Here is a 21,050-nt window from a genome sequence, read left to right as displayed (position 1 = left end):
TTTTGTAATTTGGGATTGTAATAAAATACTAATGTCAGACCTCGTTTTAAAGACCGAAGATTTTGTCACCAAAATGCTCTCCAATGATCTAGGCAATAACTATCTCTACCATAATTTAAGGCATACCCAAAGAGTCGTTAAAAGTACTAAAGAATTACTTGACGAACATAACCTAAAACCCAAAGAAAATGATCTAATCACTTTGGCCGCATGGTTTCATGATACGGGGTATACCCAAGGCAGCGAAGACCATGAGATCTCAAGCTGTGCCATAGCAAGAAAGTTTCTGGAAAACGAGAAATTCGAAGAAAAATCGATACAAGGCGTTTGTGATCTTATTATGGCCACCAGACAAGACCATAAGCCTCAGAATATCATGGAAGAGATTCTGCGCGATGCGGACTCTTCGCATTTTGCCCAAACCAGTTATGCGGATACTTCGGAAATGTTGCGCCAAGAGCTAACCCTCTTGGGTATTGCAAACTATTCATCAAAGGAATGGCGAAAGGCCAACATCAAGATGTTTCAAACACAACATCGTTTCTATACCGATTATGCAATCAAAAACTGGCAAAAGGGAAAGGACAAAAATCTTAAAAAGCTTGTCAAAAACCTTAAAAAGCAAAGAAAGACAAGAAGCAAGGAAGAACTGAAGGTCAAGCTCAAAAATCAAAGTCCGGAGCGCGGTATCCAGACCATGTTCCGGGTCACTATGCGCAACCATTTGAAATTAAGTGATATTGCCGACACAAAGGCCAATATTTTACTTTCGGTAAATGCCATTATCATTTCTTTGTTGTTGACCAACTTGATTCCGAAATTAGATAATCCTACAAACGATTACCTTATCTATCCTACGGGTATTTTTGTGCTCTTCAGTATAGTTTCAATGGTAATGTCGGTATTGGCCACAAGACCCAATGTTACCAGTGGAGAATTTACCAAGGCCGACGTCAAGGATAAAAAAGTGAATCTACTTTTCTTCGGTAATTTCCACAAAATGAAATTGCCCGACTATGAATGGGCCATACAAGAATTGATCAAAGATCAAGCCTACGTTTACAATAGCTTGACAAAAGACCTTTATTTTTTGGGCGTGGTATTGGACAAAAAATATAAGTTGCTGCGTTGGACGTATACCATTTTCATGATAGGCATCATACTATCGACCATCGCTTTTTTCGTAGCCCTTAAATATTATGGCCCGGATAGAATCATAGATCTACCGACTTAAGCCTTAAGTTCTTCCATGAGGTCGTCATATGTAAAAGTCTTTTCCTTTGCTGTATTTCTTGTGGTATACAAAATATCCGCACGAATGGCCTTTAGACCTGAAACACCCTGCAGACCATCCAGCTCCACTATTTCGACTTTTCCCGAAAAACAACCTTTGGATTTCAAAAACTTGATATATCTCAAATACTCAAGTTCATCGCTTTTTTGAGAGTAGACCACGACCATTTTTCCTGGTTGCGTAAGCCTTTCGGTAGTACCTTTTATAAAAGATTTATCGATTCTTTTCTTGATGATTTCATATCTGGCGTTATAGGTGCCATCAACATCAAACCTCTTTTCGTCCATACGAAAACGTATGGCCAACGAAGTGTTATAAACCAAAATCAACGAAGAAACATTTAACGGTACAGGCAATTCTTGTTTAAGGCCATAATGAACGTTCTCCATCTCACACATGATCTGTAATTGCCAAAGTCTAAGGTTATTGATATAAATTGGATCGAAACTGTCATCACTGACGATCGAAGCGCCTATGTACATATTATGCTCGACCCCATCGGTTTTATAACGTTCAAAATAATGGGGAAACATATCTTGGGCCTCCTCTTGTCTTTTGTCGATCAACGAAGTAAGTTTCTCGTTTATCTCCATAACACTTTCGTCATAATTGCGACGATGGTCATAATAGGAATCAGTGGTCATATCGATTTGAGATTCATAGTCGACTATGGCACTTTTCAATTCTTCATCGGATTTTTTTAGATGCTCAAAAATTGGAGTGATTTCATCTTTGATAAATTGAAAAATAGATTGTTCACTATTGGTATGTAAAGCTTCTTTTATATCATTTATGTGATCGTTGATCCTAAATATCAATTCTTCATAAACAGGCAAACTTTTGGTCTGAAATGCTTTCAACAAAACACTTTTGATCATTGAAAGTTGAATCATCAAATCACGCTGAATAGCCTTATTTCTGGCATCTGAAGAGTTTTTAATGTCTATTTGGCCATATAGGGGGGTGACATTCTTGAAAACAACTTCTCTGAATGTAGAATGTCTACCTTCCAAATTATTACGGATAAAATGTTTGGCCTCTTCTTGAAAACGCCAATAAACGGAAGAATGTACCGAAGTACATTCATTTTGGATTACCGCATCGATTAGATTTTCTTCTTCAGTCTTGGAACGCAAAACTGCAGTAACGATAAAGGGCATGATATGGTCCAGCTTCTGGGCATTCACGCTATTAAGCTCATTCTTGTTCGGAGATGTCAGCTCAAGAACACCCAATAAGTCGCCCTCGGTAGCTATCGGGGCGAATATCGCGCTTTTGACGCCTTCTTCTTTTAAGTTTTTATAAGGCTGTCCGCCCTTTGAGGCTCTATAATACTTTTCGACGTCTGAAATCGCGAAGTACTTGTTATCTTTAAGAAGGGCCTTATATGAGGAGCGGCAGAGAATCTTACCACAAGAAACCTGATCTTCTTTTCCTAAGAGAACACTTTTGATACCATGGCCATGCACCCTTTCGAATTGATTGTTGGCCGCATGGTAGACAACGAAACCGGCATTTATGTCTTGAATGTTGAAGAATGACCTAAAAGTCTCTCCTAAATGCTCCATAAAGCCGGCACTCTGTCGTTTGTTACTGGCTATAAGACTTGATTTGATCTCTGAAATGGAATGTTCGACCGTGACATCGAACATGCTTGAAATAATGAACCCTTTTGAAATAAAGCTTTGGGGCGGTATTTTTTCTTTCCAAAGTTCGATATTGCCGTAATTGTCCAATAACTCGTCGATGTCATCCTGAGATAATTTCTTGGCTTTATCCGTTGGTATTATTTCCATAAAATCGGCATTGTATAGAATGCGATAATGCCTGATTATACCCTTTGAATCAGGTATGTCGTAAAAAAAAGGTCTCTTAAAATCGAGGTTGAACCCATAATGAAAATTCAGGATAACGGTACATACGGCAATGTACATTTCATGCTCGGGCAATTCACGCATGCGGGGCACGAAATTATTGCCGGCGTCCTTAACTATTTTTTGAAAACGTTTCGTAGCGTTAAAAACAACATTGTTAAACGGAAGGGAAGCCGTTTTTATTTCGTTGTTGGTCAATACCTCGGGAAACGTATCCTGAAGGATCAAACGTATGAGGTCTTCGTGTTCTTTCAATAACGAAACGTCTTGAAAACCACTTCTTAATTCTGGATAAGGTTCTTGGGCCTTTAAAATGGCCTTGGCTTTTTTGGCCAAGAATTCGTCATCGCCTTCGGCCATGGCATCATATTGTTCCAACAATTTGTTGAAACTGATATACTGCGTCAACGGCGACTCCCCAATGTTATTGAACCCCATACCTCTTTAGTCTTGAAAACAACGATAAATTTACAAAAGAATGGATATCTTTATGTTAAACACTGTCAACTTGCGCCATTCAATGGTTCAGCAGTGCACTATTCATTAAATGAAATGGCCAATGAATATTGAAGTTGTACAATGTGTTTTTGAAATAATGCTACATAATCGTTACCTGCTTTCATTAAATTAATACAATGTCATCGAACTTTAGACTGACCCGAGCGTATCAAAATGCCAAAATTGTACCCTTTGATGATACTTCAAAATTCATACTCTTTAGTGACTGCCATCGTGGCGATAACAGCTTCGCGGATGATTTTGCGAACAATCGCAACATTTATTATCATGCGCTAAAGTATTATTTCAATGAAGGATTCAACTATTGCGAACTTGGTGATGGTGATGAGCTTTGGGAGAATCTGAACTTCGAATCCATTTTTGAGGCTCATAAAAACGTTTACGAACTTCTAAGGCTATTTCATCACCGAGATAGATTACATATGGTGTGGGGCAATCACGACATGGTCTACAAAGACCCCGATTATGTAAAAAAACATCTTTCAAGCTATTATGAACCGATCGAGGACAAGGACAAAGAACTTTTCAAAGGGATAACTTATAGTGAAGCTTTAATATTACGGCATACCGAAACACAACAAGAAATTTTTATGGCCCATGGCCACCAAGCGGATTGGTGGAACTACACTTTTTGGCGATGGAGCCGATTTTTAGTGCGTGTGCTATGGAAACCGCTTCAAGTATGGGGCATTGCCGATCCAACCAGCCCGGCGAAAAATTACAAGGAGCTTATAAAATTGGAAAAACGCATCAAGAAATGGATCCTGCGCAACAACCTTCTGATAACCATAGTCGGCCATACGCACCGACCGCGATTTCCCGAACCCGGCGATATTCCCTTTTTTAACGACGGAAGTTGTGTACACCCAAGAAGTATTACGGGCATCGAAATAGAAAACGGAAAAATTTCGCTGATCAAGTGGCAGATCGCCACTACCGATGATGGCATTCTTCGGGTAGTCCGTATTTTATTGGAAGGGCCTCAAAAGCTTGATGATTATAGGAATGCGCAATGAGCCATCTACTCTTTTTCTATCCTAGTTGCAAAACTCGACAACAAATCTAGCTTAGCTACTCCAATTTAAAACTGACGGGTATACTGTAAGGCACCTTTACCGCCATACCTCTCTGAGTACCCGGCGTCATTTGCGGCAAAAGGGCTATGATACGGGCGGCCTCTCGCTCCAAATTCTTATCGGGGCCCCGTGTTCTGATATCCGTTATTTTTCCTTTGGAGTCTATGGCGAACTGCACATAGACCTTGCCTTGTATGTTCAGTTCAACGGCCAAGTCGGGATAATGGAACTCTTTTACGATATGTTGCTGCATTTTTTGCTGAAAACATGCTTTTCGTTCATCATTATTTTTCGCACCCTCGCAACCCGGATAAATGGGTACGTTCTCTATTACCGCAAAAGGTACCGAAATTTCTTCTTCAACTTCTTCGACGGCAACATCATCGACTTCAACAACATCCTTTATCACGGTTTCTTGGCTAATTTCGGTACTCTCGATGATAGTCTCCTCTATTTCGGCGGCATCTTCCACGATTTCAATCACTTCAGGGGCGGAAGGGGGCGGTGGCGGTGGCGGGGTCTTTATCGTTTCGGTTATTGGAACTTCCTCTTTCAATTCATCGGATACGTTCATCGCGGCCACGGCCAAATTTTCCTTTGGGTAGGTCTTATGCTCCAAGGCCATCCAGGTTATGAATAAAACCAAGGTCAGGCCTATGACAAAAAACAGGCCGCTATCCTTGTTCAAATCGGCTTTCGGGTTTTTTTTGATTTCCATGACGTAAGGTTAAAACATTGAAAATAAGCTGTTTTAAAAATCCGTCCTATGATATTTATCAGGTAGCCAACATCTTTTTTGTTCCCTACGAATGAAAACCTGCAAAAATCAAAACGGCAAATCATTGTAATGATCCAAAAGCGGAATCGCGTTCAGACGGCCATGGAAATTGAAATGAACGGATATTCTTTAGCCAAACGGATAGGTAATGCCGCTAGAAGTTTATATTTACGACTGATTTAAGGGATATCAAAATTGAATTCATGCGATCAAGAATATTTTTAATCGGTTTTATAGGCTTTTTTTTGATCAACTGTAAAAATCAGGAAAAGAATGCCCAAACCGATTTACCAGCGAAAAATGAAATCGACAATAAAAAGAATACGGCTAGCAATGCCGAAGAAGTCAATGGGGGGCTTTACTTTCCAGATGGGTTTGAAGCCATAGTGGTCGCCGATAGTATCGGCGCGGCGCGACATTTGGCCATTAGGGACAATGGCGATATTTATGTCAAGCTACGTACCGAAACGGGCAGAAATGGCAATATGGCACTTCGAGATACTACAGGAGACGGGCGTGCCGATATTTTTGAACGTTGGGGCGATTATCCGAACGACGGCAATTTCGGCACCGAAATGCGTATTCATAACGGCTATCTTTATTTTAGTTCCGAGCAGGTCGTATATCGGCAAGAGCTTACCCCGGGCCAGCTCGTACCCAAAGGAATTCCTGAAATTATCGTTACAGATCAATTTCCAAAAAGATGGCATAACGCCAAATGTCTGGCCTTCGATAATAAGGGCAACATGTACGTTACCTTCAGTGCCCCGACGAATGCCTGTGAAGACCAAAATTCACAACCCGGTAATGTGAAAGGCATGCATCCATGTCCGCTTCGCAGCGAACTAGGAAGTATTTGGAAATTCGATGAGAACAAACTAGGGCAGTTTCAAGCGGATGGAGAAATGTTCGCTACAGGTATACGCAGTGTTGTCGGTATTTCGTGGAACGATGAAGACAATAGTTTGTATGCCGTACAACATGGGCGCGACTATCTGCACAACCATGCACCGCATTTTTATAGCAAATGGGAACAGGCCGTTTTGCCCGCCGAAGAGTTTATGAAAATCGAAAAAGGCGATGACTTTGGGTGGCCCTATACCTATTACGATCATTTCAAAAAGAAAAAAATGCTCGCCCCCGAATATGGCGGTGACGGAAAGAAAGAGGCAAAGGAATATAAAGACCCGCTCATGGGTCTACCCGCGCACTGGGCCCCCAACGATTTGTTGTTTTATAAGGGTGACCAATTTCCCGAACGATATAAAAAAGGTGCCTTTATCGCCTTCCATGGATCCACGAACCGTGCTCCTTATCCGCAAGCGGGGTATATTGTCGCTTTTGTACCATTTAATGACGGAAAACCAACTGGCGAATGGGAAGTTTTTGCCGATGGTTTTACGGGTAAGGATACCTTGAACATAATGCAGGATGCCAAATATAGGCCCATGGGGCTAGCTGAAGGACCTGACGGCTCTTTATATATCTCCGAATCAAAGCAGGGAAAGATCTGGCGGGTACGCTACACCGAAGATAAGGCCAAGTTTGATGAAAGTCGGTTGGCATCGATGGAAAAAAGAAAGACAAGACCGCATCTTAAAACGCCCGATGAGATTGCCGATGACCTATCCCTGAGGTAATATGGTTCAATAATCACTTCGAGTTGAACAGTTCTTAAGACGACCGGCAATTGCTGTTTCTAAGTCCTTGCAGCCAACGCCTTCATTGCCGCTACGAAGGCATCCAATTCTTTGGTACTGGTATAGACATTGGGCGTTATTCGGCAACCGTGCACATTGGCCCCATCTATGGCAACGGTAAAAATCTTGAATTCTTCCATCAATGTTTTGGCCAAATCCGCTGGTTTCAGGTGTGAAATACCGACATTGGCGATACCGCAACTTCGGTGTTCATCGATCGGCGTATTGATAACTATATGCTCTACATCACGAAGTTGATCGCTCCAGTAGCGCTGAATGAAGCGAAGCCGTTTTTCCTTTCGTTCCATTCCTATCAGTTCAAGATAATCAATGGCATCATTGATGGCCAGATCCGTATGCACCGGATGGGTGCCGGTATGGTTCAACCGACTAATATCATCGGGTTTACGGCCATGCTCGGCCAACAGCGGCCATAATTTTGAAATCTTTTCCTTTTTTACAAATAAAAGCCCTGCACCCAAAGGTGTACTCAGCCATTTATGCAAACTTGAACCATAGTAGTCGCAATCAAGTGCCTTTATATCAACATCGAAATGCCCTACACAATGGGCGCCATCGACCATCACTTCTACTCCATAACCGTGTGCCATATCGCAGATTTTCCGGATGGGAAGAATATGTCCGGTAATATTGATCATGTGACAGACCATGATAAGCTTGGTCTTCGAAGTTATCTGTTCTTTATATAGTGCAACGATCTCCTCATCCGATTTCGGATGGTTGGGAACCGAAATAATCTTGTTCACGATCCCATACTTCTCGGCCATCAACTTGAAATGATCTTGCATGGCACCATAATCCTGCTCCGCAAAAATGGCCTCATCGCCCTTTTTCCATGGAAAACCTCCTGAAATCAAGTCCAATGACTCAGTGGTATTTCGCGTAATTACCAATTCTTCGGGATTGCAATTGACAAGTTGTGCCAAACGATCGGCCACACTTCTTTTATTGTCCCACTGTACCGTACGCATATAGTATGAAGCCTCATAATTTACCATTTTCACATATTCGATAAATCTGTTCAAAGTGGGCTGGGGCACAAAATTATAATAACCGTTCTCCAAGTTGATATAATCGGGCTTCAGTATGTAATCTTCGCGTATCCTTTGCCAAAATGCTTCGTCATTGCCTATCGGATAGGGTTTGGTATTCACACTATTTTGAGCATGAAGGTCCATCGGCAGAAAAGGAGAAACGACAGCCGCTTGTCCCAAACGTTTAAGAAAATCCCTTTTTTTCATTTCCGTCTTATTTTAACTAACAAGATAAAAAAAGAAAAAGTCACATTTCTCTAATTATCAATTTATTAATTCTATGTGCGAAAGAACTTTATCCGTATAATTAAGATTTTTTTAACTAAATTGAACGACACTAAAATTTGAAACATTAACTAAAACTTTTTTACGATGAAAAAACTAATCGCTGAATTTATCGGAACCCTTTGGTTGGTTCTTGGAGGATGTGGCAGTGCAGTCCTTGCGGCAGGATTTCCAGATGTGGGAATCGGTTTTGTTGGCGTCGCGCTTGCCTTTGGCCTTACCGTGGTGACGATGGTCTATGCCATTGGCCATATTTCTGGTTGTCATTTGAACCCTGCGGTTTCGATCGGTCTTTGGATCGGTGGCCGTTTCGATGGAAAAGACCTGATACCCTATATCATTGCCCAGATTACCGGGGCCATTGTCGGGGCGGCAATATTGTACATAATCGTTACGGGACAGATGGGGTACGAAGGCATCGGCAGTTTTGCCGCAAATGGATATGGGGAGCATTCCCCTGGAGGTTATGGAATGACCTCGGCTTTGGTAACCGAAATTGTCATGACTTTAATATTCCTTTTTGTGATTTTGGGATCCACCTACACCAAGGCTCCCGCTGGTTTTGCAGGATTGGCAATAGGGTTGTGTTTGACACTTATTCATCTGATAAGTATTCCCGTTACGAACACCTCGGTCAACCCGGCACGAAGCATCAGTCAAGCCCTTTTTGTAGGTGATTGGGCTTTGGGGCAATTATGGCTGTTTATTGTGGCACCGATTATAGGCGCAATACTCGCCGGACTGCTCTACAAATTTCTGTCCCCCGAAACAAACGATTAAAGTCCTGAAAAAAGGAGGAGCTTTTGAACTCCTCCTTTTTTTATGGAATAGATTCCGTTATATGGGCAAAATGGTATATTTGATTACTTGATTTAAAGTATTCGCTATGCCCTTGGCCATCGTAATTGCCGGAATCGTACTTCTTTTCATTCTTATAGTTCGATTCAAGTTAAATGCCTTTTTATCTTTTATTATTGTATCAATTTTAGTGGGTATTGCCGAAGGAATGGATTTTCTGGCGACTATCCAGGCCATTCAAACGGGTATTGGAAGCACTTTGGGGTATCTGATTCTTATACTCGGATTGGGTGCCATGCTCGGAAAATTAGTGGCCGATAGTGGTGCTGCCCAACGTATCACCATGCAGCTAGTGAACAAATTCGGAAAGAAAAACGTGCAATGGGCGGTCGTTCTTACCGGATTTATCGTTGGCATTCCCATGTTCTATACCGTAGGATTCGTCATCCTTGTTCCTTTGGTCTTTACAATAGCAGCGACTACAGGGCTTCCCTTGATCTATGTTGGACTACCCATGCTGGCCTCTTTGTCGGTGACACATGGTTACTTGCCACCACACCCTGCCCCAACGGGAATAGCCGTAATGTTCGGGGCCGATATCGGTAAAACCTTGCTTTACGGAATTGTTATCGCCATTCCGGCCATCGTTGTCGCCGGACCATTGTTTTCGCGGACCATTAAAAATATTAAGGCCACTCCGTTAAAGGCTTTTTTGAATCCAAAGGTTTTGACCGATGAAGAAATGCCCGGTACGGCAACAAGTATTCTGACCGCTTTGTTGCCGGTCATACTGATCGGGCTCGCATCGATAATGGCATTGATTCTTCCCGAAGGGAATATTCTCAGAAAAACGACGGCTATTTTGGGCGATCCGGTAATGGCCATGCTGTTATCGGTGCTGGTCGCAATATACACTTTAGGACTTCGCAGGGGTAGAACGATGGTCGAGGTAATGGATACGGTCGCCAATGCCGTTTCAGGTATCACGATGGTATTGTTGATCATTGCCGGGGCCGGGGCATTGAAACAAATCTTGATCGACAGCGGCGTTAGCGATTACATTGGTGAGATGCTCAAAGGTTCCACAATTTCACCTTTGGTTTTGGCATGGTTGATCGCAACGGTAATCAGGGTCTGCGTAGGATCTGCCACCGTGGCCGGTTTGACCGCAGCGGGAATCGCCCTTCCCTTGGTGGCCAATACCGGAATAAACGCCGAGTTGATGGTCTTGGCCATTGGGTCCGGTAGTTTGATGTTCTCCCATGTAAACGATGGCGGCTTCTGGTTGTACAAAGAGTATTTCAACCTCTCGATAAAAGATACACTGAAAACCTGGACGGTGATGGAGACAACCGTGGGTGTAATGGGTCTTATCGGTGTACTGGTCTTAGATATATTCATTTAATTTTTTTCTTATGAGCGACAACAAACCTTCTGAAAGAATCAAGGCCTTAGGGCTTACTTTGCCCCCTGCACCGCCCCCGGCAGGGCTTTACAAACCCGTTTTGGTCATCGATAATTTTTTGTACGTTTCGGGTCAAGGGCCTGTGAACACCGATGGTACTTTATTCAAAGGTCGGGTCGGAGACACACTCGATCTCGATGGTGGAAAACGTGCCGCCCGTCAGGTAGGGCTCACCATGCTGTCGACTATAACCACTCATTTCGGTGACGTTGATCGGATAAAGCGCATCGTTAAGACTTTGGGCATGGTCAATTGTACTCCCGAATTTGGCGACCACCCGCTGGTCATCAATGGGTTTAGCGAATTGATGGCCGATGTTTTTGGATCCGATAATGGGGTCGGGGTGCGAAGTGCCGTAGGTATGATGTTACCAGGAGGAATCGCCGTGGAAATCGAGGCCATGTTCGAACTGTATTAAAAAAAGGATAGTGAAAAACAGCGATTGGTACAATTTAGATGATACTTCTGAGGTAATCACGCCTTCTTTATTGGTATATCCTGATAGAATAGCCAAAAACATTAATACAATGATTTCAATGGCCGGCGGAACTTCACGATTACGCCCGCATATCAAGACGCATAAAAATGCCGAGATCATAAAAATGCAACTTGATGCCGGTATCGAAAAGTTCAAGTGTGCCACAATCGCCGAAGCCGAACTATTGGCCCTGTGCAAAGCCCCGGACATTTTATTGGCCATGCAGCCCGTAGGGGCCAATATGGAACGTTTTTTCAAACTGATGAAGACCTTTCCCGAGTCTAAATTTTCCGCATTGGTCGACAATGAAACGATTATCGACAGGTTTGCCCAAATGGCAAAAGAAAAAGAAATGCAAGTTTCGCTTTGGATGGACATCAATAATGGTATGAACAGAACGGGCATTCTTCCAGGAGAAGAAGCAGTTCGGTTATACAGTATCATGAGCAAAATTCCTGAAATCGAACCTGAAGGATTACATGTCTACGACGGGCACCTCCGCAATGCGGATCCGAAGGAAAGAAAACGAGCCTGTGATTCGGCATTCAAGATTGTATTGGGCCTAAAGAATAAAATCGAAGCCAATGGTATCATGGTCAAAGATGTCGTTGCCGGCGGCTCGCCATCCTTCCCCTTTCACGCTGAACGCGAGGGAGTTGATGCAAGTCCCGGGACAACTGTGCTATGGGATGGGGGATACGCCCAACTGTTCCCTGAAATGGATTTCATTCCTGCTGCAGTGCTTATGACAAGGGTCATCAGCAAACCTGATAACAAAACCATCTGTCTTGACCTTGGGCACAAATCGATGGCCTCTGAAATGCCTTTTCCAAGGGTTCGATTTCTAAATCTTGGTGACGATTGCAAACAGGTCGGGCAAAGCGAGGAGCATTTTGTGCTCGAATGTAAAAACAATGATTCATATACTATCGGCGATGTTGTTTACGCCATCCCGGTACATATTTGCCCTACAGTGGCCAAATACGAAAACTTGCAGGTAGTCGAAAAAGGACGGATCACTACCGTTTGGAAAGTGGCCGCCCGTAACCAAAGCATAACCATCTGATGTTCATATTCGATGCACATCTCGATCTGGCGATGAACGCCATGGAATGGAACCGAGACCTTACATGGACGGTCGATGAGATACGCAAAAGCGAAGCCGGCATGGCCGACAAGCCTGATCGCGGTAAAAATACCGTCTCGCTTGATGCCATGCGCAAGGGCAATATCGGCCTTTGTATCGCTACCCAGATTGCACGTTACGTGCATAGGGACAATCCCCTACCGGGATGGAATTCGCCCCAACAGGCCTGGGCACAGACACAAGGGCAATTGGCCTGGTACCGATCGATGGAAGCCATCGGTGAAATGGTACAGATCAAAAACAAAAATGACCTTGAAGCCCATTTGGAACTTTGGAAAAAAAATGTCGAAAAAAAACCGATAGGGTACATCTTAAGCCTCGAAGGGGCCGATTCCATTGTTACCATAGATCATTTACAGACATCATACGGGCAAGGTCTTCGGGCCATCGGACCGGCCCATTACGGTCCGGGAACATACGCTTTCGGTACCGATTCGTCGGGTGGTATCGGTATAAAGGGCAAAGCGTTGCTAAAGGAAATCGAACGCCTGAACCTTATTTTGGATGCAACACATCTATGTGATGAAAGTTTTTGGCAAACCATGGATTGTTATCAGGGTCCGGTTTGGGCAAGCCATAACAATTGTAGGGCCTTGGTCGATCACAATCGGCAATTCTCAGATGAACAGATTAAGGAACTGATCAGTAGGGGCGCCGTCATCGGGGTGGCCTTGGACGCCTGGATGATGGTTCCGAATTGGGTAAGGGGGCAATCGACCCCCGACGGCATGAACGTTTCCTTATCTCAGATGCTCGATAATATCGACCATATTTGCCAATTGGCAGGTAACGCAAACCATGTGGGGATAGGAACAGATCTTGATGGAGGGTTCGGTAAGGAACAATGCCCGACGGATTTGGAAACCATTGCGGACTTACAAAAAATCCCAGTTCTTTTGTCGAAACGTGGATACTCGAACAAAGATATCGCGAATATCATGCACATGAATTTTATTCGCTTTCTACAAAAGGTTTGGAAATGAACAGACGGAGATTCATAGCGCGGTCGGCAATGGCTACACTTGGCATTATGGCCTCGGGCTGTATTCGAGAACAAAAAGTAAAACTTCAAAAAAATCAGGTCATCGGATGCTTTGGTGACAGTATTACGGCAATGGGCAATGGGTACGTGCAAATGCTCCAGACCGAGTATGACAGTCTATATCCCGACTTAAAGCTGCGCTTCCTGAACTATGGCAAAAGCAGTGAAACGGTTACCGGCCTGACCGAAGAAATCCATCCCGGCCCAAGACCTTACCTTTTTGAAAGACTCGATGCCGAACTGGACAAAGAACCTATCGATTTCGCCACTTTTTGCTACGGTATCAACTGCGGTATCTATGGCAAACCCTCGCAAGAGCTTTTTGACAGTTTTAAAATCGGGGTCTATACGTTTCTTGAAAAGATAAAACAACGCCAGATCAAAGCGATTCTTTTGACCCCTCCTCCCTTGGCCCTTGACATTGTTCAAAAAGCAAGTCCTGAAAACGATTCCCAGCCATATGGTTATTTAAATCCATATCCTGAGTATGACAAGGAGGTTTTGCAAGAATTCAAGCGTATCGTAATGAATATCGACCATCCATCCTGTATGGCAAAAATAGATATCCGCACCCCTTTATATGAAAAGAGGGCAAACTGCTATGATGAAGATCCGATACATCCAAATACCGAAGGCCATCGATTGATAGCAAAAACCGTTCGCGAAAGTATTTCCGTTCAACGGACATAACATCGAATTTAACAGGTCTTTAAGTCCCTGTGGCAAGGTAATTGCTATCTTTATTCCATAATTTTTCGGATGCCATGTCTAGAAATTATCTGTTATCGGTACTTATCTTCATGCTGCTTTCAATAAATGGATTTGGGCAAACCGATTTGCCTACCCAAAGGCCATTGAAGATCGAAGCGGCCAATAAGTTGGACGAAGATGGAAAAGCCGACAAGGGTACTGCCTTAAAGATCCCATCGGTTCTTGACAAGAAACCCGAGGTCAATTTGGATTTGAATCCGAAAAAGCCCATTAAAATGCTTCCCGACAGGGAACTCGTTCAAGCCGGAACCGGAATGAAGATTGATCCCAAAGTAAGAGGTCCCGAAAAGGAGGGCGGTAGTAAGGAACGCTTTGGCGATATGTATATGGGCGATGTCAAGAGCAATGGCAAATTTGTGGGCATCGTATGTCGCGACCACGAATATGTCGATGGCGATCGCGTAAAGATTTATGTCAACGATGTTATGGTAGAACCCAATCTTCTTTTGACGGGAGCCTTTAAAGGCATTAACGTCGATTTAAAACCGGGGTTCAACAAGCTGGATTTCGTGGCACTCAATGAAGGGTCTTCTTCACCCAATACGGCCCAAGTCGATGTTTACGATGATCAGGGGCAGGTTATCTATTCGAACAAATGGTTGTTGTCGGAAGGTTTCAAGGCGACTTTGATCATTACCAAAGAATAACCGCTTTGCAACCGTCAAATTTGCGAATTGATTAATTACCCTCCCCGGGCCGATATTTTTTCGTTGCCCTTTTCAAAACATCTTCCTTATAATAACCCACTTCTTTCCATTCCACATCGGCATAACGCTGTATCTGGTCTTCAAAATGAGGTGAATTCGGGTCGCCGCTTTGTCCACCGGCCAAGATACTTTTCGCTTTGACCTTATCGCCGAACTCGACCACAGCCGCAAAACTATTGCCCCGCGTGCCATATATTTTTTTCGTGCCATTATCGTATCGGGCGCCATAAGCGGCCAAAGCGCCCCAGTGACCCGAAGCAAAACCTATAGGAATACTTGGTTTTGTGTCATCGAAGGCTTGACGTATATCACCGTTCAAACGTTGGTAACGATTGACTTCGCCCCAGGGCATTTTCCAAGTGCCAAAATCTTTCGTCAATTGATCGATGACCGCTTCAAAGATTCTTAATTTTTCATCATTGGGCGAGGTGCTTCCCCAAAATTTGACACGCTCCATAGGCGTCATTTCCTCTTTATATTTGCCCTCTTGGTAGTACTTCGTTCCATAGAAATGGGCCAAGGTCATGGCCACTGATTCTTTTGATGTTTTAAAATCCCATTCGGCCAAAATATCGATTGCTTCGCTCAACTTGGGGTTTTTGTTGTGCCTCCAATGATATGCTCGGACCAAACCTGGAATCAACGCATCGAAGGCTGGCAGATAAGGGTCGTGGGCCAATTCGATAAGTCCATCGATGGTAAATCCGACTTTATCCTTTAACAAATCAATGGCGTGAATACCCCTGAAGTTTTCACGGTCCAATGACATATAATTCGGATAATTCTCTTTCTTAGGACTAAACTCCAAGGCCGCCGTAAACGGCGTAGAATTACAGTTTTGTAACCAACCGTTTTCAGGATTCAATAGCAGAATATTCTCATCGACCGTATGGAGGCCTTGCCAATCGGTTTTCGGATTACTTCCATCGACAGGTTTCGAATAATCAAAGATAGTATCGCGCTTTGGGATAAAATTGCCATGGAAATAGGCAATATTTCCTTCGGCATCGGCATAGACGGTATTGTTCGAAGAATTCGTGCGGATATCCATCATCTCACGGAAACCTCTATAACCATCTTGCTTGGTGCGTACAAAGGATTGCTCCAAAGCCTTTACCGGCTCCCACATCATGGCAGAGGCCGTCCATCGACCATCGACTTGATGTGTAATCGGGCCGTGATGGGTGCGATAAGCGGGAAACGATTTTTCCCTCAAAACATTACCTTCTTTGTATTTTAAGCTGATTTCAGAAGTCTTGACAGGCCGCATTTCCTCACCATATTGATACAGTAATTTATCGTCGATGTTCAGAATGTTCTCCTTGAATTCGTCCATGACATCGGTATAGGTAGAGGTGTGCATCCAACCTGTTTTTTCGTTAAACCCTTGGTAGACAAAAAACTGCCCCCAAGTTACCGCGCCATAGGCATTCAAACCTTCTTCGGATACGACATGCACCTCTCCCCTGAAATAAAATGAAGTATGCGGATTGATCAACAACAACGGATTGCCCGATTCGGTCAATTTTCCCGAAATGGCGATTCCGTTCGAGCCTTGCGGTTCGGCCATTTCTTCCTGTTTTTGGATTTGGAGTTCCTCAGCTTCGGGAATTTCCATGCCGATCTCATAAAAAACTTTTATTTTTTCCGTGGAAATCCGTTCGATATCGCCCCCGATAGAACCTTCGCTAAAATACAACGGCATCCATGGCTCGAAATGGGTCAATAGTTTCGGTTTCACGTCCGGATGGGTATGCAAATAATAATTGATGCCATCGGCAAAGGCATCACAAAGCTTCTTTAACCACTCCGGGCTTTTTTCATAATTGGCCTTCGCTTCTTCTTCGGTCATAAAAAGTTTTGCCCTTAAATCGCTGTAAATAGCCTCTTCCCCTTCCACTTCGGCCAAACGGCCTGTCGCCCATATATAATTTTGCTCCACCCGGTTGAAGTCGTCTTCACATTGGGCATACAGTAGCCCGAAAACAGCATCAGCATCGGTTTTCCCATAAATATGGGGCACACCGAAATCGTCCCTTATAATTTCAACATTGGCCGCTTGGGCCTGCCATTTATCAATTTCCAGTTCCTTTTTTACCTCGGTACCGCAGGATACAAGCAAAAAGAAAATGGCCGCATGAAACAAAATTTTGATCATGGTGCTGTTTTATTTTTAAAATTACACAAATTGCATCAGCTTTTATCGATTTAAAAGAATCCCACTTTCACGTTTCTATAGATTTAAACTAAATTGCCAGTTCTACTTAAGAATAGCTATGGCAGAAAATAAAGTCAGCATCATTACGGCATTCAAGACCATTATATGGCCCCGAAGAAAACTGGTCTTTTTAGGATTGTTGTTAATTGTGATCAGCAAGGCGGCAAGTTTTGTGGCCCCGATTTCTCTCGAGTATTTTTTAGATGATATTGTTCCAAACAAAGACTACAATAATTTGAAAATTCTCGTTATTGGGGTTGCTTTTGCTTTTCTCGTTCAGGCAACAATGTCCTTTTTACTGACCAAAGTACTAAGTATACAGGCGCAGTTCATGATATCTGAGTTAAGGGCACAAGTACAAAAAAAGGTGTTGGCGCTCCCTATCCGCTTCTTTGACAATACAAAATCAGGGGCCTTGGTATCAAGAATTATGAGCGATGTGGAAGGGGTGCGCAACCTTATTGGAACAGGATTGGTTCAATTGGTCGGAGGAACAATTACGGCGGTTGTGTCCCTAATACTTTTGTTACAAGTAAATATTGGCCTAACCTTATTAACGTTTATACCCCTTATACTTTTCGCGGTAATAGCCCTGAAAGCATTTAAAATAATTCGGCCCGTTTTTAGGGAAAGGGGAAAGATAAATGCCGAGGTCAAGGGGCGCTTGACGGAAACCCTTGGGGGTATTCGGGTCATCAAGGGTTTTAATGCCGAAGAACAGGAAGCCAAAGTTTTTGAGGAAGGGGTGGAAAGACTTTACAAGAATGTGAAGAAAAGCCTAACTGCTACGGCGGTGATGACCAGTTCGTCAACGTTTCTTTTAGGATTGGCCACAACGGTAATAATGATGGGCTATGGCGGACACCTAATGATCGAAGGAACGATTTCGGAAGGTGAATATTTCAAATTTACCTTCTTGTTGGCCCTGATGGTGGCCCCCATCGTGCAGATGAGCAACATAGGCAGCCAGTTGACAGAAGCTTTGGCCGGTCTGGACCGTACCGAGGAGTTGATGAACAAAATCAGTGAAGCCGACGAAAAAGAACGCACCGTTCAACTTTCTGAGATCCAAGGCAACATGAAGTTCGTCAATGTGTCGTTCGCCTATGAAGAAGATAAGGAAGTATTGCACAATATCAGTTTCGAAGCGAAATCGGGCGATGTTATAGCACTTGTTGGCAGTTCTGGTTCGGGAAAATCGACCATTGCGGGTTTGGCCGCCAGTTTTTTAAATCCGGATTCGGGAAAAATCACCATCGATGGCAAAGATTTGTCTAAAATAGATTTGACCAGTTTTCGCCAATTTTTGGGAGTTGTCTTACAGGACGATTTTCTTTTTGAAGGTACAATTCGCGAAAATATACTTTTCCCCAGACCCGACGCCTCTGAACAAGAGTTGTACGAAGCGGTACGTGCGGCCTATGTAGATGAATTTACAGACCGGTTCGATGAAGGCCTTGACACGGTAATCGGAGAAAGGGGCGTTAAATTATCAGGTGGTCAACGCCAACGTATAGCAATTGCGAGGGCCGTTTTGGCCGATCCGAGAATATTGATCCTTGACGAAGCTACCTCAAACCTCGACACCGAAAGTGAGGCCTTGATCCAAAAAAGTCTGGCCGAACTGACCAAGGGTAGAACCACTTTCGTCATCGCCCATAGACTGAGCACGATCCGCAAGGCCGATCAAATATTGGTCATTGAAAACGGACGCATCGCCGAACAAGGTACGCACGATGAATTGATTACCAAAGAAGGGCGATATTATAACCTGTTTACCTACCAGGCAAGGATTTAATAATAATTAACATATAAAATGGTTTTATTCTTTTATGTTTTAACTTTGGCACAAACAAAAAAGATGTCTAGGCCAAAAATTAAATGCAAATACAAATTTGCAGAAGAATATAATCCTGAATATGTTAATGGAGCGCATGGTGGCGTAACTCCTAAAGGGGAAATCGCAATTAATTTTTTTATGGAAAGACATGCGATACCATATTCCCAAACTTATGAGGTAGACGAGGATGGGCTTTTAACAAGGGAAATCAAAGATGAAGCAGAACCCAAAGATTTGAATACTAGTTTTATTCGATACATCAAAACTGGAATTATTGTTGATTACTCAACTGCCAAATCTATATATCAATGGCTAGGAAATCACATTGATAAAATTGAAGAAGGTATACTAAACAATGTTAAAGATGATGCTAAACCCTAATTCTACAAGCCTTGGTTTCTTTACAGCTGTTTCCTTAATTTCTTTCAACGAAACATCTACCACAGAAATTATTGATAAATGGGAAAGGCCACTAATCACAATACATAAAGTCGAAGGCAGCGATTCCAGTGTAATTGCTCCGGCAGATTCAAAAGGATATTCAATTAACAAGTTAGTTGAAAATTTGAAAAAGCTTGAAAATTTCAAAAATTTACCAGATAATTGGAATGGATATGGGGGACTTGGTTTTGAAGAGAATTTTTTAGATTCAATAAAAGAAATAATAAAAGACACATCATATCAACCTGAAATATTCCCAACAGGACGAAACTCCATTCAATTTGAATTTTCAAAGGGAGAGAATTTTTTGGAAGTAGAAATCTTCCATGACCACGCAGAATATTATGGAGAAATTGAGGGATATGAAATTGAAAAAAACATTCCGATTAATAGTATAAATTCCGAAATAAATGCCTTCTTCAGAAGTTTCTGAACTAAACGAAATAATATCTGATGAGGAATTTCTTTTCCGAGGCGTTTTAAAAATAAATTGGAATAATAGGGAAAATCGTATTTCCTCCTCCGCATTTAAAGACTCTCAAGGTTGCTCCGTCGACCGATGCAATTTCAGAAATCATAACGATGTTGCCAATTCAATTTTCGTTAAAAAGGACTTTTTTACAGTTGCCAAAATTCAAACTTTGAATGTGCGAAGTGTTCCTACAAAAGTAAAATATCTTCCAGTTGAAGATAATCCGTATCATTCTGAAATACATGATGAAGAAAATCGAATTCAACTGAGACCTAGTAAAGCAAAAAAGATTTCAAAACAGGTTGAAATAATTCACAAAACTTAATGACAAGGCAAGATTAGTTAAGATTCCGGTGCCAATTCGACTTCCAAGCCGTCGAGATCTTCGGTAATTCGAATCTGACAACCCAATCTCGAATTGTCCTCAACATAAAAGGCTTCGGCCAACATGGCCTCTTCATCGTCCGATTTTTCAGGAAGTTCATGATCTGATTTAACGTAGCACTGGCAGGAGGCGCACATGGCCATGCCCCCGCAAACCCCGATCGTACCTTCGGGGGCCAGTTCGTAAGAGCGTACCACCTCCATCAGGTTCATGTTCATATCGGTCGGTGCATCAACTTCATGGGTTACGCCATCACGGTCGGTTATATTTATTTTAATATCCATTAAAATAGGAATTAGGAGTTAGTTATTAGTAAACCGGTATCAATTCATTGACTGAATTAGGCCATAAAGCATTTTGGAAATTTCATTTGACTTATCCATTAGTTCCTCTGTTCTATCCTTTGGCAAGTATTCTAATCTTTCTGACAAATATAACATTGATCTCACCTCACTATTCGAAGCAATAGCTATATACAAGAATCTTATAAAATCCGGATTTGTTCTTCTATCAAAACCTTCGGCTATATTATTTGAAATTGAAACCGACGCACGCGTAATTTGGTCTTTAAAAAAATAGTCCTTTAAGGTTGAAAAATCTTTATAAATAGATACCGCAAAGTCCTGAGAATTTTGCCAAACAATTAAATCTTCAAATCTTTTTACAGCCATAAACTTTGCCAAGCCCTATCTCCTAGCTCCTAAC

General features: G+C 42.7%; 20 protein-coding genes. 14 read left to right on the top strand and 6 right to left on the bottom strand.

The window, feature by feature from the left end; genetic code table 11:
• Positions 1-31: 31 nt before the first annotated feature.
• Complete coding sequence (locus tag ACEZ3G_RS08225; protein ID WP_432424960.1) at positions 32-1,234, top strand: Pycsar system effector family protein; 1,203 nt, start codon at positions 32-34, stop codon at positions 1,232-1,234.
• On the opposite strand, the gene ACEZ3G_RS08220 is transcribed toward ACEZ3G_RS08225, so the two are convergent.
• Positions 1,231-3,606 carry a GAF domain-containing protein gene (locus ACEZ3G_RS08220; RefSeq protein ID WP_432424959.1) on the bottom strand — a complete coding sequence of 792 codons (2,376 nt, stop codon included), beginning with the start codon at positions 3,604-3,606 and terminating at the stop codon, positions 1,231-1,233. The genes ACEZ3G_RS08225 and ACEZ3G_RS08220 overlap by 4 nt on opposite strands.
• 197 nt (positions 3,607-3,803) lie before the next feature.
• Between ACEZ3G_RS08220 and ACEZ3G_RS08215 the strand changes: the two genes are divergently transcribed.
• A complete protein-coding gene (locus ACEZ3G_RS08215; RefSeq protein ID WP_432424958.1) occupies positions 3,804-4,703 on the top strand; it encodes a metallophosphoesterase in 900 nt (299 codons plus the stop codon).
• Positions 4,704-4,758: 55 nt separating this feature from the next.
• On the opposite strand, the gene ACEZ3G_RS08210 is transcribed toward ACEZ3G_RS08215, so the two are convergent.
• Positions 4,759-5,481, bottom strand: a complete 723-nt coding sequence (locus ACEZ3G_RS08210) for an energy transducer TonB (RefSeq protein WP_432424957.1) — start codon at positions 5,479-5,481, stop codon at positions 4,759-4,761.
• 263 nt (positions 5,482-5,744) lie between these two features.
• Here ACEZ3G_RS08210 and ACEZ3G_RS08205 point away from each other — a divergent pair, with 263 nt between their 5' ends.
• Positions 5,745-7,181 (top strand): PQQ-dependent sugar dehydrogenase, encoded by a 1,437-nt coding sequence (locus ACEZ3G_RS08205; protein WP_432424956.1) that lies wholly within the window; start codon positions 5,745-5,747, stop codon positions 7,179-7,181.
• A 59-nt stretch (positions 7,182-7,240) separates the two neighbouring features.
• Here the strand turns inward: ACEZ3G_RS08205 and ACEZ3G_RS08200 are convergent, their stop codons facing one another.
• Positions 7,241-8,503: an aminotransferase class V-fold PLP-dependent enzyme gene (locus ACEZ3G_RS08200; protein ID WP_432424955.1), complete on the bottom strand. Its 1,263-nt coding sequence runs from the start codon at positions 8,501-8,503 to the stop codon at positions 7,241-7,243.
• A 165-nt stretch (positions 8,504-8,668) separates the two neighbouring features.
• Between ACEZ3G_RS08200 and aqpZ the strand changes: the two genes are divergently transcribed.
• The 7 genes from aqpZ (at position 8,669) to ACEZ3G_RS08165 (ending at position 14,929) form a co-directional block, all read left to right on the top strand.
• Positions 8,669-9,361, top strand: coding sequence for an aquaporin Z (gene aqpZ / locus ACEZ3G_RS08195; RefSeq protein ID WP_432424954.1), 693 nt, complete (start codon positions 8,669-8,671; stop codon positions 9,359-9,361).
• Between the two features lie 106 nt (positions 9,362-9,467).
• Entirely contained in the window at positions 9,468-10,784 is a 1,317-nt protein-coding gene (locus ACEZ3G_RS08190) for a gluconate:H+ symporter (protein ID WP_432424953.1), read from the top strand.
• Between the two features lie 10 nt (positions 10,785-10,794).
• Positions 10,795-11,262 carry a RidA family protein gene (locus ACEZ3G_RS08185; RefSeq protein ID WP_432424952.1) on the top strand — a complete coding sequence of 156 codons (468 nt, stop codon included), beginning with the start codon at positions 10,795-10,797 and terminating at the stop codon, positions 11,260-11,262.
• Between the two features lie 10 nt (positions 11,263-11,272).
• Positions 11,273-12,388, top strand: coding sequence for a D-TA family PLP-dependent enzyme (locus ACEZ3G_RS08180; RefSeq protein WP_432424951.1), 1,116 nt, complete (start codon positions 11,273-11,275; stop codon positions 12,386-12,388).
• Positions 12,388-13,452 (top strand): dipeptidase, encoded by a 1,065-nt coding sequence (locus ACEZ3G_RS08175; RefSeq protein ID WP_432424950.1) that lies wholly within the window; start codon positions 12,388-12,390, stop codon positions 13,450-13,452. Before ACEZ3G_RS08180 ends, ACEZ3G_RS08175 begins: the two co-directional genes overlap by 1 nt.
• Positions 13,449-14,201: a GDSL-type esterase/lipase family protein gene (locus ACEZ3G_RS08170; RefSeq protein ID WP_432424949.1), complete on the top strand. Its 753-nt coding sequence runs from the start codon at positions 13,449-13,451 to the stop codon at positions 14,199-14,201. Before ACEZ3G_RS08175 ends, ACEZ3G_RS08170 begins: the two co-directional genes overlap by 4 nt.
• 74 nt (positions 14,202-14,275) lie before the next feature.
• On the top strand, positions 14,276-14,929 hold the full coding sequence (locus tag ACEZ3G_RS08165; protein ID WP_432424948.1) for a hypothetical protein: 654 nt from the start codon (positions 14,276-14,278) through the stop codon (positions 14,927-14,929).
• Between the two features lie 31 nt (positions 14,930-14,960).
• On the opposite strand, the gene ACEZ3G_RS08160 is transcribed toward ACEZ3G_RS08165, so the two are convergent.
• The gene (locus ACEZ3G_RS08160) at positions 14,961-17,147 is read right to left on the bottom strand and encodes an acylase (RefSeq protein WP_432424947.1); all 2,187 of its coding nucleotides are present in this window, start codon (positions 17,145-17,147) and stop codon (positions 14,961-14,963) included.
• Between the two features lie 118 nt (positions 17,148-17,265).
• Between ACEZ3G_RS08160 and ACEZ3G_RS08155 the strand changes: the two genes are divergently transcribed.
• The 4 genes from ACEZ3G_RS08155 to ACEZ3G_RS08140 are packed head-to-tail and all read left to right on the top strand — an operon-like array spanning position 17,266 to position 20,285.
• On the top strand, positions 17,266-19,005 hold the full coding sequence (locus ACEZ3G_RS08155; RefSeq protein ID WP_432424946.1) for an ABC transporter ATP-binding protein: 1,740 nt from the start codon (positions 17,266-17,268) through the stop codon (positions 19,003-19,005).
• An 18-nt stretch (positions 19,006-19,023) separates the two neighbouring features.
• Positions 19,024-19,428 carry a hypothetical protein gene (locus ACEZ3G_RS08150; protein WP_432424945.1) on the top strand — a complete coding sequence of 135 codons (405 nt, stop codon included), beginning with the start codon at positions 19,024-19,026 and terminating at the stop codon, positions 19,426-19,428.
• Positions 19,412-19,921 (top strand): hypothetical protein, encoded by a 510-nt coding sequence (locus ACEZ3G_RS08145; RefSeq protein ID WP_432424944.1) that lies wholly within the window; start codon positions 19,412-19,414, stop codon positions 19,919-19,921. Before ACEZ3G_RS08150 ends, ACEZ3G_RS08145 begins: the two co-directional genes overlap by 17 nt.
• The gene (locus tag ACEZ3G_RS08140; RefSeq protein WP_432424943.1) at positions 19,899-20,285 is read left to right on the top strand and encodes a hypothetical protein; all 387 of its coding nucleotides are present in this window, start codon (positions 19,899-19,901) and stop codon (positions 20,283-20,285) included. The genes ACEZ3G_RS08145 and ACEZ3G_RS08140 overlap by 23 nt, the downstream gene beginning before the upstream one ends.
• A gap of 17 nt (positions 20,286-20,302) precedes the next feature.
• On the opposite strand, the gene ACEZ3G_RS08135 is transcribed toward ACEZ3G_RS08140, so the two are convergent.
• Positions 20,303-20,629, bottom strand: coding sequence for a 2Fe-2S iron-sulfur cluster-binding protein (locus tag ACEZ3G_RS08135; protein WP_432424942.1), 327 nt, complete (start codon positions 20,627-20,629; stop codon positions 20,303-20,305).
• Positions 20,630-20,668: 39 nt separating this feature from the next.
• Entirely contained in the window at positions 20,669-21,016 is a 348-nt protein-coding gene (locus tag ACEZ3G_RS08130) for a four helix bundle protein (protein ID WP_432424941.1), read from the bottom strand.
• Positions 21,017-21,050: the final 34 nt, after the last annotated feature.

Origin of the sequence: Meishania litoralis (assembly GCF_042611095.1) — a bacterium.
Taxonomy (GTDB): domain Bacteria; phylum Bacteroidota; class Bacteroidia; order Flavobacteriales; family Flavobacteriaceae; genus Meishania; species Meishania litoralis.
The sequence above is the reverse complement of the archived record's forward strand: the minus strand, read 5'-3'. Positions and strand labels throughout refer to the sequence as shown.

What these genes read in the sequence shown, in the direction of transcription:
- ACEZ3G_RS08225 (WP_432424960.1), top strand. Translation starts at nt 32, where the DNA reads ATGTCAGACCTCGTTTTAAAGACCGAAGATTTTGTCACCAAAATGCTC.
- ACEZ3G_RS08220 (WP_432424959.1), bottom strand. Translation starts at nt 3,606, where the DNA reads ATGGGGTTCAATAACATTGGGGAGTCGCCGTTGACGCAGTATATCAGT.
- ACEZ3G_RS08215 (WP_432424958.1), top strand. Translation starts at nt 3,804, where the DNA reads ATGTCATCGAACTTTAGACTGACCCGAGCGTATCAAAATGCCAAAATT.
- ACEZ3G_RS08210 (WP_432424957.1), bottom strand. Translation starts at nt 5,481, where the DNA reads ATGGAAATCAAAAAAAACCCGAAAGCCGATTTGAACAAGGATAGCGGC.
- ACEZ3G_RS08205 (WP_432424956.1), top strand. Translation starts at nt 5,745, where the DNA reads ATGCGATCAAGAATATTTTTAATCGGTTTTATAGGCTTTTTTTTGATC.
- ACEZ3G_RS08200 (WP_432424955.1), bottom strand. Translation starts at nt 8,503, where the DNA reads ATGAAAAAAAGGGATTTTCTTAAACGTTTGGGACAAGCGGCTGTCGTT.
- aqpZ (WP_432424954.1), top strand. Translation starts at nt 8,669, where the DNA reads ATGAAAAAACTAATCGCTGAATTTATCGGAACCCTTTGGTTGGTTCTT.
- ACEZ3G_RS08190 (WP_432424953.1), top strand. Translation starts at nt 9,468, where the DNA reads ATGCCCTTGGCCATCGTAATTGCCGGAATCGTACTTCTTTTCATTCTT.
- ACEZ3G_RS08185 (WP_432424952.1), top strand. Translation starts at nt 10,795, where the DNA reads ATGAGCGACAACAAACCTTCTGAAAGAATCAAGGCCTTAGGGCTTACT.
- ACEZ3G_RS08175 (WP_432424950.1), top strand. Translation starts at nt 12,388, where the DNA reads ATGTTCATATTCGATGCACATCTCGATCTGGCGATGAACGCCATGGAA.
- ACEZ3G_RS08170 (WP_432424949.1), top strand. Translation starts at nt 13,449, where the DNA reads ATGAACAGACGGAGATTCATAGCGCGGTCGGCAATGGCTACACTTGGC.
- ACEZ3G_RS08165 (WP_432424948.1), top strand. Translation starts at nt 14,276, where the DNA reads ATGTCTAGAAATTATCTGTTATCGGTACTTATCTTCATGCTGCTTTCA.
- ACEZ3G_RS08160 (WP_432424947.1), bottom strand. Translation starts at nt 17,147, where the DNA reads ATGATCAAAATTTTGTTTCATGCGGCCATTTTCTTTTTGCTTGTATCC.
- ACEZ3G_RS08155 (WP_432424946.1), top strand. Translation starts at nt 17,266, where the DNA reads ATGGCAGAAAATAAAGTCAGCATCATTACGGCATTCAAGACCATTATA.
- ACEZ3G_RS08150 (WP_432424945.1), top strand. Translation starts at nt 19,024, where the DNA reads ATGGTTTTATTCTTTTATGTTTTAACTTTGGCACAAACAAAAAAGATG.
- ACEZ3G_RS08145 (WP_432424944.1), top strand. Translation starts at nt 19,412, where the DNA reads ATGATGCTAAACCCTAATTCTACAAGCCTTGGTTTCTTTACAGCTGTT.
- ACEZ3G_RS08140 (WP_432424943.1), top strand. Translation starts at nt 19,899, where the DNA reads ATGCCTTCTTCAGAAGTTTCTGAACTAAACGAAATAATATCTGATGAG.
- ACEZ3G_RS08135 (WP_432424942.1), bottom strand. Translation starts at nt 20,629, where the DNA reads ATGGATATTAAAATAAATATAACCGACCGTGATGGCGTAACCCATGAA.
- ACEZ3G_RS08130 (WP_432424941.1), bottom strand. Translation starts at nt 21,016, where the DNA reads ATGGCTGTAAAAAGATTTGAAGATTTAATTGTTTGGCAAAATTCTCAG.